We start from the raw sequence: 13,052 nt of genomic DNA on the forward strand, positions 1-13,052 counted from the left end.
GCAGATCAGTAAGTTACTGATCTGCCTTTTTATATGGTAGCGGGGGCTGGATTCGAACCAACGACCTTCGGGTTATGAGCCCGACGAGCTACCAGACTGCTCCACCCCGCATCAAACTGGTTGTTGCCGGGTTGCCCCGATCAACGTGCGCGTATATTAAGGACTCGTGAGAGCTTTGTCAACTCAAGTTTTCAAACAGGTCATTGGGGTAATGCAGAGCTTCCTCAACCGTTGCAAGGTAAGGTTTACAGAACCCCACTTGCTCTATCGCTTCTTGCACAGGCCGAAAAGATTTTCGGTGTTCTGGCGTCACGCCCAGACGGAATAAGGCTTCCAGATGCACAGGGGTGGGATAGCCTTTGTGTTGTGCAAAACCAAAGCCCGGGTATTTCAGCTCGAAAGCTTCCATCTCCCTGTCGCGGGTTACTTTGGCAAGTATGGATGCCGCACTGATCGCTTCTACCCGGCTATCCCCTTTTACCACGGGTTCTGAGGGCCAGTGCCACTCCGGGCACTTGTTTCCGTCCACAAGCACATATTCAGGCGATACACCAAGGCCTGCGACAGCCCGTTCCATCGCGATCATCGTGGCCTGATAGATATTGATCTGATCAATCTCGCTTGCTTCACAGCGGCCTAGACTCCAGGCTGTGGCGTGCTCGAGGATTTCGTCATAGAGCGCATTGCGCTTTTTCTCTGTGAGCTTTTTCGAGTCCGCCAGCCCCGTAATGGGCCGCTCGGGATCGAGAATCACAGCGGCAGTTACCACCGCGCCTACAAGGGGCCCACGACCTACTTCATCAACACCGGCCAGAAGCCTTCCTTGATAGGCACATTCAAAAGGTGGTAGCGCTGGAGCCTTGGCCATCTAGTGAACCCTCTCTTCAACAAGCCGGGAAATTGCCTGGGCCGCCTTCTCATCGGCATCCTGTCTCAAGGTATGGTGGAGCTCTGTGAACGCTTCGACAAGTCGTTCACGCTCCTGCTGATTCTCCATGCATTCCAGCACAGCTGCGCCAAGGGATTCGGGCGTTGCGTCATCCTGCAGGAGCTCCGGAACCAAGGGTTTCCTTGCCAGCAAATTGGGTAATGAAACGTGAGGCACTTTAACCAGACGGGAAACGAGCGCGTAGCTGAAGTTGCTCAGCCGATAACCCACCACCATAGGTTTCTTCAGCAACATGGCTTCAAGGGTCGCGGTTCCGGAAGCGAGCAACACAACGTCTGAAGCAGCCATAACTTCACGCGAGCGCCCCCTCACTATGGTGACCTGTAGTTTTACCTCAAGTGCTTCGATAAGGTCGCGCACTTGTTGCTCCCGCTCACGGTTAACACAAGGAATGACCAGCTGCACATCCGGGCGCTTACTCTGAATCCAACGCGCAGCTTCCAGAAATAGAGTCCCCAGGCGCTCAACTTCTCCAGCTCGGCTTCCTGGTAAAACAGCCAACAAGGGAACATTCTCATCAAGTCCCAGTTCCTGGCGAGCCCTGCCCGTCTCTGGAACGATAGGGATTCGGTCTGCAAGCGGATGCCCTACAAAAGCAACGGGCACCTTGTGCTCTTCATAAAACCTGGCCTCAAATGGCAACAGGGTGAGCATGAGATCAACGGATTTGGCAATTTTAAATATCCGCTTCTGCCGCCATGCCCAAACAGACGGACTGACGTAATGAACAGATGGGATACCCGCTTCACGGCAACGCCCCTCAATGGCAAGAGTGAAATCCGGGGAATCAATACCAATAACCACATCTGGCGGCGTAGCAAAGAAATAACTTAAAAGGCGGGCCCGGATACTGAAGAGTTCTCGTATGCGGCCAAGAACTTCCACCAGCCCCATTATGGACAGGCGTTCCATGGGAACCAGAGAGTGAAAGCCTTCGGCGATCATCTCATCGCCGCCGATGCCGACAAAGCGCGCATTCGGATACCGGTTGCGAAGCGAGCGAATCAGGCCTGCGCCGAGAATATCCCCCGACGCCTCACCTGCAATAATTCCAAAGGTTATCCTACGATCACTGACAACCGGGGTCAGAGGCTGGTCCATCTAGAAGGGCTCCTGCCCGCTCAGCGGATTATTCCGCGATGAGCTCCTCGCAGGGAGTCAATTAGCACGCGCACTTCCGGCGTATCCGAATAAGCATCTTCCAGCGCTTCGACGGCCTGTTCTGTGGTAAGACCCTGACGGTAGATAACCTTATAGGCACGCCTCAGGGTCATCAGTACTTCTTTACTGAATCCGCGCCGCTTTAGACCTTCGACATTCATACCGTGGGGCTCCGCTGACTGTCCAGCAGCCATGACGTAGGCCGGAATATCCTTCAGAACGATACTTCCCCCCGCCGCCATGCTATGAGGCCCTATATGGCAGAATTGGTGCACCATGGTGCCGCCACCAAGAATAGCGTAATCGCCGACCGTTACATGGCCAGCAAGCGTTGCGCAGTTGGCAAGAATTATGTTGTCGCCGATAACACAGTCATGGGCCACATGCACATAGGCCATCAGCAGATTGTCACTGCCAATACGGGTTTCACCCTGATCCTGTACAGTACCCCTGTGGATCGTACAATTTTCGCGGATCACGTTATTGTCGCCGATAATCAGCGTGGTCGGCTCTCCGGCGTATTTTTTGTCCTGGCACTCTTCACCGACACTGCAAAACTGAAAAACCCGGTTATTCCGACCAATTACGGTTGGCCCTTTAACAACCACATGGGAAAGAATTTCTGTACCTTCACCAATCTCTACATTTGGGCCGATATAGCTCCACGGGCCAACCGTTACGTTATCCGCAAGTTTGGCTGACGGGTCTACAATCGCCTGTGGATGGACACCCGACCAATCATTTGTCGCCATCAAACTTCTCTCTCAGCGGTCAGTATCTCTGCCACACAAACGACTCCACCGTCGACCAGTGCGCGGCAATCGAATTTATAAATTCCACGTTTGCCCGAAATAAGTTCCGACTCCATACACAGGCGGTCGCCCGGCCGCACCGGGCGCTTGAAGCGCGCCTTACTGGACCCGGCTAAATACTGTACCACTCCGTCTGCAGGTTTCCGACCCACAGTCACAAAACCAAGAATACCGGAAAGCTGAGCCATGGCCTCAATAAGCAATACACCCGGCATAATCGGGTTTTCCGGGAAATGACCAGTAAAGAACGGCTCGTTAAAGGAGATATTTTTGTAGCCTTTGATCGATTTGGACTTTTCAATCTCGGTAACCCGATCCACCAGCAAAAACGGGTAGCGGTGCGGCAGATACTCCAGTATTTCATTGATATACATCATTTTATCGGCCTCAGCCCTCTAATTTCTTTTCCAACTCTTTAATGCGCCGCGCCAGAGCATCGAGCTGGCGGAAACGAACGGCGTTTTTACGCCATTGCCGGTTCTTGTCTGCGCTGGTTCCGGAGGAGTAGACACCAGGCTCCCGAATGTCGCCGGTCACCAGAGTCATACCCGTCAGGTGAACCTGGCTTGCAATATCCAGGTGCCCAGCCACTCCGGAGGCTCCTCCGAACACACAGTGGCTGCCAATCTTCGTGCTGCCCGCAATCCCGACCATAGCCGCCATCGCGCTATGATCACCGATACGAACGTTATGAGCGATCTGAATAAGGTTATCAAGTTTGACGCCATTTCCGATCACTGTGTCATCAAGGGCGCCACGGTCAATCGTAGTATTCGCACCAACTTCAACGTCATTACCAAGAATAACGCGCCCGAGTTGCGCGATCCTGTGCCACTGACCTTTTTCATTAGCAAAGCCGAACCCGTCGGAGCCTATCACTGCGCCGCTAAGGATATGGCACCGCTCCCCTACAACCACATCGTGAGCCAGGGTGACCCTGGAACGGAGAACAGAACCAGCTCCGATCCTGCTCCGAGCCCCGATTACACTGCCAGGTCCAATAACAACTTGCTCATCAACCACAACGCCGGCTTCGATAACAGCATTGGGGCCAACACTGGCGCTGGCCGCTACTTTTGCCGTCGCATCAACCACGGCGGCAGGATGAATACCTGGCGGCGCGACGGGGGCTGGGTCGAACCAGTGGCTAAGACGAGCATAGCCCAGGTACGGATTATCGAGTAACAGGACATTGGTCTGACCGTCACCCGCGGCCACAGGCGACATAATAACGGCCGCAGCCCGGGTATCTGCCAGGTGCTTGGCATAGGTAGGATTCGCCAGAAAACTGATCTGCTCGGGGCCAGCTGCCTGAAGAGTCGCAAGGCCCGAAACCCGGATCTCAGGATCTCCGCGAAGCTCTGCCCCCAGAGCATTTGCGATCTCTCCAAGCCGGTAAGACTGTTCTGTCATCACTCGCTCCACAAGCGCTCGCAAGCCCGAGGGCTCTCCGGCAGGAATTAACGGTTCAGCTTATCCAGAAGCTGTGAGGTCAGGTTCATGTCCGGCTTCACGTAAACAACGGCTTCGCTCGGCAGAATCAGATCAAGATCGTTTTCGTCTACCAGCTCTTTTACCGCCGCGTCTACTTCCGGACGAGCCTCTTCAAGAAATGCTTGTTTGCGCTGATTAACAGTAGAATCCAGACGCTGTTTGAGAAAGTTAAACTCTTTGACCTTCTCCTGGAATTCACTTGCAAGCTTGTTACGCTCACTTTCGTTCATCATTGCACCGTCTTTTTCCAGACGCTCTTTGAGTTCGCGAGCAAACTCCTGGGTTGCGCGAACTTTTTCCTCATCGCCAGCAAAGTCTTTCTGAAGACTTTCACTGAAAATCTTGGCATCGTTCGAAGAGAACAGAGCCTGACGCAGGTCTACAACGCCAATGCGGGTTTCAGCCATTGCGGGTAATGCCAGCGCCATCGCTGCAACAAACATCAACACGGTTCTGAACATAATGGGTCTCCTGAGTTTCACTCGTTATTGTTTCACGTATTTCTGGTTCAGAATGTCTGACCAAGCGAGAATTGGAATATCTGGGTATCGTCACCATCCTTGTCGTTGAGCGGCTTGGCAAGGCTGAATGCCAGAGGACCTACTGCCGTAATCCACTGAAACCCAATACCTGCGGACAAACGCAATTCCGACAATTCCGCGTCATAACCTCGATCCGTATCAAATACCTGCCCTGCATCGACAAAGAACGCCGTGCGCATAGACCGGGTATCACCGGCAAATGGAGTCGGGAAAATCAGCTCCATAGAACCTTCGGTGAGAAAATTACCACCAAAAGGATCCGGGTCCGAAAAATCATTAGCCGCATTGGTGGCGAGTGGACCGAGCGAGTTAGCCTGATAACCTCTTACCGAACCATACCCGCCTGCATAGAAGTGTTCGTAGAACGGCATCACCGAACGGTCACCGTAGCCATCACCATAGCCGATATCCGTTCTTGTCCGAAACACCCATCGACCAGTGTCTGACAGAGGGAAGTAGAAGTCGGTTTTGTGGCTGGCCTTGTAGAACGTAAGGTCGCTTCCGGGCACAGCAACATCCAACGACAGCGAGTGACTGTAACCTTTTGTCGGCAACACACCCCGGTTGAGGGTACTGCGGCGCCAGCTACCGAACAAAAAGTAATTGTTAAAGGAGTCGCCCTCCTCCTCTATGAAGTCAGTCACTTCTTGCGAAGTATATGTACCGCCTTTGACTTTAGAAAGTGTGTATCCAACGCCGAAGTTCAGCCGCGTAATATTGTCAGTAGGATAGCCAAACGTAAGGCGACCACCGTACTCATCCAGGAGGTAGGAAGTAATGTCTTCTTCTTCGAAGTCGGTTTCACGACCAAAGATACTGAACCCGCGGCTTACACCATCTACGGTGTAGTAGGGGTCTGTATAACCAATATTGGCACTCTTGACCGAATCACTGACATTCACACCGAACGACACACGTTTACCCGTGCCGAAGAAGTTATTTTCGGAAACGTTGGCGCCAAGAATCACACCGGAATCCTGAGAGAAACCCACGGATGCGGAGAGACTGCCCGTAGGCTGCTCTTCTACCGAATAGTTCACATCGACCAGATCGTCAGTTCCAGGCACCGGAACAGTTTCCACATTGACCGTCTGGAAGAAACCCAACCGCTCCAGCCGGGTCTTGGAAAACTCGATGCGATCCGAGGAGGCAATCCCGCCCTCCATCTGGGTCATTTCCTGGCGCAGGACGTCATCGCGAGTGGAAACGTTGCCGTCGAAGTTAATGCGGCGAACATAAGCCCGCTTACCTGGCTCAACATAAAACGTAACGGCAGCGGTGTTACCTTCACCTGGTTCAGGCACGGCATTCACATTGGCAAAGGCATAACCTTCTCTACCCAACCGGAACGACAGTGTTTCAGAAATTGCGGTCATGCGGGCACGGGAGAAAACATCTCCCTCACTCACGGGAATCAGCTCACGCAGCTCCTCTTCATCAACAATGAGATTACCGCGAAGCCGGATCTCGGATATTGTGTACTGAGGCCCTTCGTTCAATGCTATTGCGATAAAGACCTGGCGTTTGTCCGGCGAAATGGACACCTGGCTGGACTCTACATTGAAATCCAGGTAGCCGCGATCGAGGTAGAACGAGCGCAGTGTTTCAAGGTCGCCACTCAGGCGTTCCCGGGCATACTTGTCTGCGTTGGTTAGAGAATTCCACCAGCTGCTGGTTTGCAGCTCGAACAGGTCGCGCAATTGCTCATCGCTGAATTCCTGGTTACCCACCAGGTTGATGTGCCGGATAGCAGCAACCGTACCTTCGTTAATATCCAGCCGAATGGCTACTCGATTACGCGGCAGCACTTCAGCGGATGCCTTTACCCTGGCGTTATAGCGACCTTGGCCAATGTAGGAGCGCAAAATCTCCAGCTCAAGTCGCTCCAGCGTTGCCCGCCTGAAAACCTGGCCTTCCTGAAGGCCGGCACCCGCCAGCGCATCCATAAGCATGTCGGTTTCGATATTCTTGTTACCTTCGATTTCGATCGAAGCGATCGAAGGCCGCTCGCGTACCGACAGGATAAGAATACCGGCGTCACGGCTGGCCTCTATATCGGTGAACAGCCCGGTCCGGAACAGTGATTTGATTGCATCTGCCAGTTCGGCTTCGTCCATCTGTTCGCCGATATTGACGGGAAAAGCGGAAAACACAGAACCCGCAGAAACACGCTGCAAGCCTTCCACCTCGATGTCTGCAACCGTAAATTCATCTGCAAGTGCTGGCGTCATGCCGGTTGCGGCAACAGCGAGGCCAACGGCTAAACCTAGAAGAGAACGTCTCATTCAATTATTTCGCCTGGTTAATGCGCGTAAGGAGCCCGCAATTCTCACAACCGCATCAGGTCGTTGTAAAGAGCAAACACCATTAATGTAAGGATCATTGCCATACCAATTCGTAATCCTATGGCCTGAACCTCGTCCGATAGCGGTTTTTTGCGGATTGCCTCGATCGTGTAGTAAACGATGTGACCACCATCCAGAACCGGTACAGGCAACAAATTAAGAATACCCAGACTGACACTGAGATAAGCCAGGAAACGAATAAAACCTTCAAACCCGGAACTGACACTGGCCTCTGCCACCCGGGCTATCGTTATCGGGCCACTGAGGTTACTGGGGGAAAGTAGCCCTGTAACCATTTTTTTGATGGCAACAAGCGTGAGGCGGGTATCCGCCCAGGTTTCATCCAGAGCAACGGGAATTGCCGCCAGAGGGCCATAGCGGACATCGCGCAACACATGTTCAGGCCAGGAAACAGTCTCAACCCCCGCACCGACAAATCCGATTATTTCTCCATTATCCTGTTTTTTTGCTTCTGGCGTAATCTGCACAGATTGCTCAGAGCCTGCTCGCTGGATGACAAGGGCCAGTGTTTGCCCAGGCGCATTGCGAATAAAATCAACGAGCTCAAACCAGTTTGCCACGGGCTGTTCATTCACAGCCAGAATACGATCTCCAGTGCGCAAGCCTGCCGCCTGGGCACGACCGCCATCTGAAATTTGCCCGAGAACGGCTGGCACATCCGGTCGCCAGGGCGTAATGCCGAACTCTGCTAGTGGGTCAGGTGTATCTTCACTCAGACGCCAGCCGCCAAGTTCACCACTCACGGTTCCACGAGCGCCACCACTGGATACATCCAGAGTTATCACTCCCTGCTCACCCGCTCGCTCAAGAATTCGCATGTTCACGTCGCGCCAGGAACTTATCCGGTGCCCGTCAACCGCGTGAATCTCCATACCTTCCTGCAACCCAACCTGCCGGGCAACGCTTTTATCAGCAACATCCCCGACAATTGGTGCAATGTGAGTAACGCCCACTACACTGAGCAGCCAGTATGCAAAAATTGCGAACATAAAATTAGCAACAGGGCCAGCTGCCGCAATGGCAATCCGCTGGGATGGAGGCTTGGAGGTGAAAGCCTGATCTCTGAGCTCTTCAGGAACCGGCCCTTCTCGCTCATCAAGCATTTTGACGTAACCGCCCAGCGGGATAGCCGCTATGGCGAACTCGGTACCATGACGGTCAAACCACGAAAACAGCGGCTTACCAAAGCCCACTGAAAAGCGAAGTACCTTCACACCACAACGACGCGCTACCCAGAAATGGCCATACTCATGGAGGGTGACGAGTATGCCCAGGGTAAGCGCAAGGGCGAGTACGGTTTGAATAATTTGCATATCTTTCCTGGTATTGGCGCCAGCCCGGTGAAATTCTTTGCCTTACATCAGACAGTTAACAAAGCTATCTGTTCCTGCGCCCTTTGCCGCGCTTCTGAGTTTTTCGCGAAGATGATATCAAAACTGTCTGCGGGCACCACCGGCGTTGCCGCAAGAGTTCTCTGAATAACAACCGGTATGTCCGTAAAAGCCAGATTTCCCTTAAGGAACTCAGCTACCGCAACCTCATTTGCTGCGTTCAGTACCGCAGGCGCTGTGCCACCCACCTCAAAAGCTTCAGCCGCCAAGCGCAGACAGGGAAACCGTTCCAGATCCGGCCGCTCAAAGTGAAACCGTCCAATACGGAACAGGTCCAGCGGCGCTACCCCGGCATCAATACGTTCGGGCCACGCCAGCCCATTGGCAATCGGTGTACGCATATCCGGGCTGCCCAACTGAGCCAGCACAGAACCATCGGCATACTCTACCATGGAGTGAATGATACTTTCCGGATGTACATGAACCTCGATCCGGTCTGGCGTGACGTTAAACAGCCAGCAAGCCTCAATCAGCTCAAGCCCCTTATTCATCAGGGTTGCCGAGTCCACGGAGATCTTCTGTCCCATGGACCAGTTCGGGTGAGCGCAGGCCTGAGCCGGCGTAACAGAGCGCAGGGCTTCTGAGGTGTGCTCGCGGAAAGGCCCTCCGGACGCTGTCAGCAGAACGCGGGTGATGCCCGCGGCGTCTGGATCCCGGATCTTATCGGGGGGCAAACACTGGAAGATGGCGTTGTGCTCGGAGTCGATGGGCAACAACTCGGCGCCAGAAGCAGATACAGCGTCCATAAAAAGCTTGCCGGACATCACCAACGCTTCTTTGTTGGCCAGCAAAACCCGTTTACCAGCGCGAACAGCTGCAAGAGTAGGCGCAAGCCCCGCTGCACCCACTATGGCCGCCATAACGGTACAGGCTTCCGGAGCGGAAGCAACGTCACACAACCCGGGCTCACCACTCAGGACGGAAATATCTGGGAGATCCCAAAGCAGTTCTGTCAGTTTTTCCGCCGCTTGCGCATCTGCCATTACAGCTACTTTGGGACGGAACTCACGGCATAGCGCGGCGAGTTCCTCAGAACGGGTTCCAGCCGTCAGGGCATAAACGGAGAATCGTCCGGGGTGACGGCGAACAACATCCAGAGTGGAGAGCCCGATTGACCCTGTGGCCCCGAGAATCGTAATAGAGCGAGAGGCCATGCTCAAAAGTGCCCGACCGTCGTCAGCCAGCCAATTTGAATAATAATGAGCGTAAATACCGGAATTGCAGCGGTAAGGCTGTCGATACGATCCATAATTCCCCCGTGCCCAGGTAGCAACCGACTACTGTCCTTTATGCCCCTGAAGCGCTTGAGCATGCTCTCGAGCAGATCACCAAGCACGGAGACCATTCCCGTTATAAGGCTCGCGACCACCAGCATAATGGTTTCGGCTACGCCAGCGGAGGCCAGAATACTGATAATGACTGCAAATGTGCCAACAGCGACGAGCCCGCCCCAAACGCCAGCCCAGGATTTTCCGGGGCTTACCCTCGGGGCCAGCTTGGATTTACCAAAGGCCCTACCGGCGAAGTAAGCACCAATATCCGCCACCCAGACAACACAGAGCACATATAGAATAACCAGAAGATTGTTGTCTGTATTTCCGAACTGAAAGTCCCCTGCCCTGAGATGATTCAGACCAACCCATGCGGGCACCAGAACAAACACTCCCATAAGGGCTCTGATTGGGACGCTGCCCCAGCGTGCTGAGCCCGAAGGATAACTGCGAACCAGCAAAAAACAGACGACCCACCAGGCCAGCGCGAGCCAAAGCACCGCAACGCCAGGAATATCAAGAAGGCCATATAGGATGAGTGCAATCACTGCCGCATAGCCTATGCGCCCTGCCTGATGCTCGAAACCAGACATGTTGGCCCACTCCCAGGCACCCAGCGTGATAATCGCAGCGGTAAAAAGCGCAAAGCCCAGAGGCGGCAGGAAAAATATGCCACCAATAGCGATGGGAGCAAGGATAAGAGCGGTAATAACTCGGGTTTTTAGCACAATGGGGGTCGCTATGGTTCGTTATTGTTGTAACGGCCTGGCCGTAATCTGGTCATCCGTCTGACCAAAGCGGCGCTGACGGCCGGCATAGGCCTGCAACGCTTTACACATCTCGTCTTCTTTGAAATCGGGCCAGAATACAGGCGAAAAGTAAAGTTCGGTATAGGCCAGATGCCAAAGCATGAAATTACTTATCCGCTGCTCGCCCGCGGTGCGAATCATAAGATCTGGCATGGGGAGATCACCGATGCTCAGGTGCTGCTGAATCAGATCATCGGTGATATCCGATGGCTGGAGCCCACCCTCTTTCACCTTTTCGGCCACCTGCCTGACGGCCTGGGCGATATCCCAATGACCTCCGTAGTTGGCGGCAATAACGAGCGTCATTCGGGTGTTGTTGCTGGTGAGCTGCTCCGCCTTGGCCATTAGCTCTTGCAGAGTCGAATTAAAAGCAGAACGATCCCCGATGATGCGCAGGCGTATGTCGTTGCGGTGCAGCTTTCTGACTTCCCGCTCCAGCGCAAAAACAAACAGCTTCATCAGAGCCGACACTTCGTCCTTGGGCCGGCGCCAGTTTTCGCTTGAGAAAGCAAACAACGTGAGCACCTCTACCCCTTCGCGGGCACAGGTTTCCACAACAGCTTTTACCGCATCCACTCCAGCCTTGTGCCCTGCAACCCCTTTCAATCGGCGTGCCTTGGCCCACCGATTATTACCGTCCATGATAATGGCGACATGCCGGGGCCGGCTATCAGCCGACACCGGAATCTCTGCGGATACTGTTCCCGTCATGAAATCCCCTGTACAGCCAGCAGAAATACCCCGCCAGCCGCATGTTTCGCTTGTAAGTGAACCCAGGCGATCAGACCGCCATCAGATCCTCTTCTTTAGCTTTGAGCATCTTCTCGATTTCAGCGATATAGCGATCGGTCAGCTTCTGGACTTCGTCTTCGCCCCGGCGCTCGTCATCTTCATTGATTTCTTTGTCTTTCAGCAGCTCTTTCATCATGCTGTTTGCATCACGACGGGCGTTACGGATAGAGACACGACCGTTCTCTGCGTCTGCTTTTGCCTGCTTGACCATGCTCTTACGGGTTTCTTCCGTCAACATCGGCATGGGGATACGGATCAGGTCGCCACTTGTGGCCGGATTCAGGCCCAGATCGGCAGTCATGATCGCCTTTTCAATGACCGGAACCAGATTCTTCTCCCAGGGAGACACGGCCAACGTACGGTTATCTTCCACGTTAACGCTCGCAACCTGCTTCAGCGGCGTTTCCTGACCGTAGTAGTTAACCATCACGCTGTCCAGAATAGACGGGTGGGCACGGCCAGTGCGGATTTTGTTGAACGCCGAGTGCAGAGCCTCAAGGCTCTTTTTCATCTTCGTTTCGGCTTCGGCTTTAATATCGTTAATCACGTAGTCATCCTCAATTCGTTCATCAGGGTGTTGTGATACCCGCTATTCAATCAGTGTACCTTCTTTCTCACCAGTCACGATGCGCGTCAGGGCACCAGCCCGGTTCATATCAAAAACACGCAGTGGCATACCATGATCCCGCGCCAGGCAGATGGCAGTCAGATCCATCACGCCCAGTTTTTTGTCGAGCACTTCATCATAAGTCAGTTTGTCGTACTTTTCTGCCGTCGGGTCAAGATGCGGATCTGCAGAGTAAACACCATCTACTTTGGTTGCTTTCAACACTGCGTCGGCTTCAATCTCGATGCCACGCAGGCAGGCCGCCGAATCTGTTGTAAAGAAGGGGTTGCCAGTACCTGCACAAAATATAACCACATCGCCGTCTTTCAGATCGCGAACCGCACGGCGGCGATCGTAATGCTCAACAATACCGCTCATGGGAATGGCTGACATAACCCGGGTGCGGATGTTCGAGCGCTCAAGAGCATCGCGCATGGCCAGACCATTCATAACGGTTGCCAGCATACCCATGTGATCTCCAGTAACCCGATCCATACCGGCAGCACTGAGAGATGCGCCCCGGAACAGATTACCACCACCAATAACGAGCCCGACCTGAATACCGATGCCAATCAGCGCACCGATTTCGAGAGCCATGCGGTCAAGAACTTTAGGATCAATGCCAAAATCGTGCTCGCCCATCAGGGCCTCGCCACTGAGTTTGAGCAAAACACGATTGTATCTTGGTGGGTTTTTCGGTGTTGTCGGCATACTGATCCCCTTTTCGTCTGTTAACTGCTATCCGGCGTGATACGCATTGCAGGCTTGCATCTGACATACCCCTTGGAAAAGGGGGATCTCAGATACAAGCCCGCCACGAGAGCCGGAAAAATCCAACTAACGTGGCAGACTCAAGGG

General features: G+C 53.7%; 13 protein-coding genes and 1 tRNA gene. All 14 read right to left on the bottom strand.

The window, feature by feature from the left end; translation table 11 throughout:
* Nucleotides 1-34 precede the first annotated feature (34 nt).
* The 14 genes from Q4606_RS07860 to pyrH all read right to left on the bottom strand — a co-directional run bounded on the left by Q4606_RS07860 (nucleotide 35) and on the right by pyrH (nucleotide 12,905).
* Nucleotides 35-111, bottom strand: a tRNA-Met gene (locus Q4606_RS07860).
* Between the two features lie 67 nt (nucleotides 112-178).
* On the bottom strand, nucleotides 179-868 hold the full coding sequence (gene rnhB / locus Q4606_RS07865) for a ribonuclease HII (protein ID WP_303607184.1): 690 nt from the start codon (nucleotides 866-868) through the stop codon (nucleotides 179-181).
* Nucleotides 869-2,050: a lipid-A-disaccharide synthase gene (gene lpxB, locus Q4606_RS07870; RefSeq protein ID WP_303607185.1), complete on the bottom strand. Its 1,182-nt coding sequence runs from the start codon at nucleotides 2,048-2,050 to the stop codon at nucleotides 869-871.
* Nucleotides 2,051-2,070: 20 nt separating this feature from the next.
* Nucleotides 2,071-2,862 (bottom strand): acyl-ACP--UDP-N-acetylglucosamine O-acyltransferase, encoded by a 792-nt coding sequence (gene lpxA / locus Q4606_RS07875; protein ID WP_303593611.1) that lies wholly within the window; start codon nucleotides 2,860-2,862, stop codon nucleotides 2,071-2,073.
* Nucleotides 2,862-3,299, bottom strand: coding sequence for a 3-hydroxyacyl-ACP dehydratase FabZ (gene fabZ, locus Q4606_RS07880; RefSeq protein WP_303607186.1), 438 nt, complete (start codon nucleotides 3,297-3,299; stop codon nucleotides 2,862-2,864). The genes lpxA and fabZ overlap by 1 nt, the downstream gene beginning before the upstream one ends.
* A gap of 10 nt (nucleotides 3,300-3,309) precedes the next feature.
* Nucleotides 3,310-4,335 carry a UDP-3-O-(3-hydroxymyristoyl)glucosamine N-acyltransferase gene (gene lpxD / locus Q4606_RS07885; protein WP_303593614.1) on the bottom strand — a complete coding sequence of 342 codons (1,026 nt, stop codon included), beginning with the start codon at nucleotides 4,333-4,335 and terminating at the stop codon, nucleotides 3,310-3,312.
* A 47-nt stretch (nucleotides 4,336-4,382) separates the two neighbouring features.
* Nucleotides 4,383-4,877, bottom strand: a complete 495-nt coding sequence (locus tag Q4606_RS07890) for an OmpH family outer membrane protein (protein WP_303593616.1) — start codon at nucleotides 4,875-4,877, stop codon at nucleotides 4,383-4,385.
* A 47-nt stretch (nucleotides 4,878-4,924) separates the two neighbouring features.
* Nucleotides 4,925-7,243: an outer membrane protein assembly factor BamA gene (bamA, locus tag Q4606_RS07895; protein ID WP_303607187.1), complete on the bottom strand. Its 2,319-nt coding sequence runs from the start codon at nucleotides 7,241-7,243 to the stop codon at nucleotides 4,925-4,927.
* 44 nt (nucleotides 7,244-7,287) lie between these two features.
* Nucleotides 7,288-8,637 (bottom strand): RIP metalloprotease RseP, encoded by a 1,350-nt coding sequence (gene rseP / locus Q4606_RS07900; RefSeq protein WP_303607188.1) that lies wholly within the window; start codon nucleotides 8,635-8,637, stop codon nucleotides 7,288-7,290.
* Nucleotides 8,638-8,684: 47 nt separating this feature from the next.
* Nucleotides 8,685-9,869: a 1-deoxy-D-xylulose-5-phosphate reductoisomerase gene (ispC, locus tag Q4606_RS07905; protein ID WP_303607189.1), complete on the bottom strand. Its 1,185-nt coding sequence runs from the start codon at nucleotides 9,867-9,869 to the stop codon at nucleotides 8,685-8,687.
* A gap of 2 nt (nucleotides 9,870-9,871) precedes the next feature.
* Nucleotides 9,872-10,714 carry a phosphatidate cytidylyltransferase gene (locus tag Q4606_RS07910; RefSeq protein ID WP_303607190.1) on the bottom strand — a complete coding sequence of 281 codons (843 nt, stop codon included), beginning with the start codon at nucleotides 10,712-10,714 and terminating at the stop codon, nucleotides 9,872-9,874.
* 21 nt (nucleotides 10,715-10,735) lie between these two features.
* A complete protein-coding gene (gene uppS, locus Q4606_RS07915) occupies nucleotides 10,736-11,506 on the bottom strand; it encodes a polyprenyl diphosphate synthase (RefSeq protein ID WP_303593621.1) in 771 nt (256 codons plus the stop codon).
* Between the two features lie 70 nt (nucleotides 11,507-11,576).
* A complete protein-coding gene (frr, locus tag Q4606_RS07920; RefSeq protein WP_303593623.1) occupies nucleotides 11,577-12,134 on the bottom strand; it encodes a ribosome recycling factor in 558 nt (185 codons plus the stop codon).
* Between the two features lie 42 nt (nucleotides 12,135-12,176).
* Nucleotides 12,177-12,905, bottom strand: a complete 729-nt coding sequence (gene pyrH / locus Q4606_RS07925) for a UMP kinase (protein ID WP_303593625.1) — start codon at nucleotides 12,903-12,905, stop codon at nucleotides 12,177-12,179.
* Nucleotides 12,906-13,052 lie beyond the last annotated feature (147 nt).

The sequence above is a fragment of the Marinobacter sp. 1_MG-2023 genome (assembly GCF_030549045.1).
In the GTDB taxonomy this organism is placed as follows: domain Bacteria; phylum Pseudomonadota; class Gammaproteobacteria; order Pseudomonadales; family Oleiphilaceae; genus Marinobacter.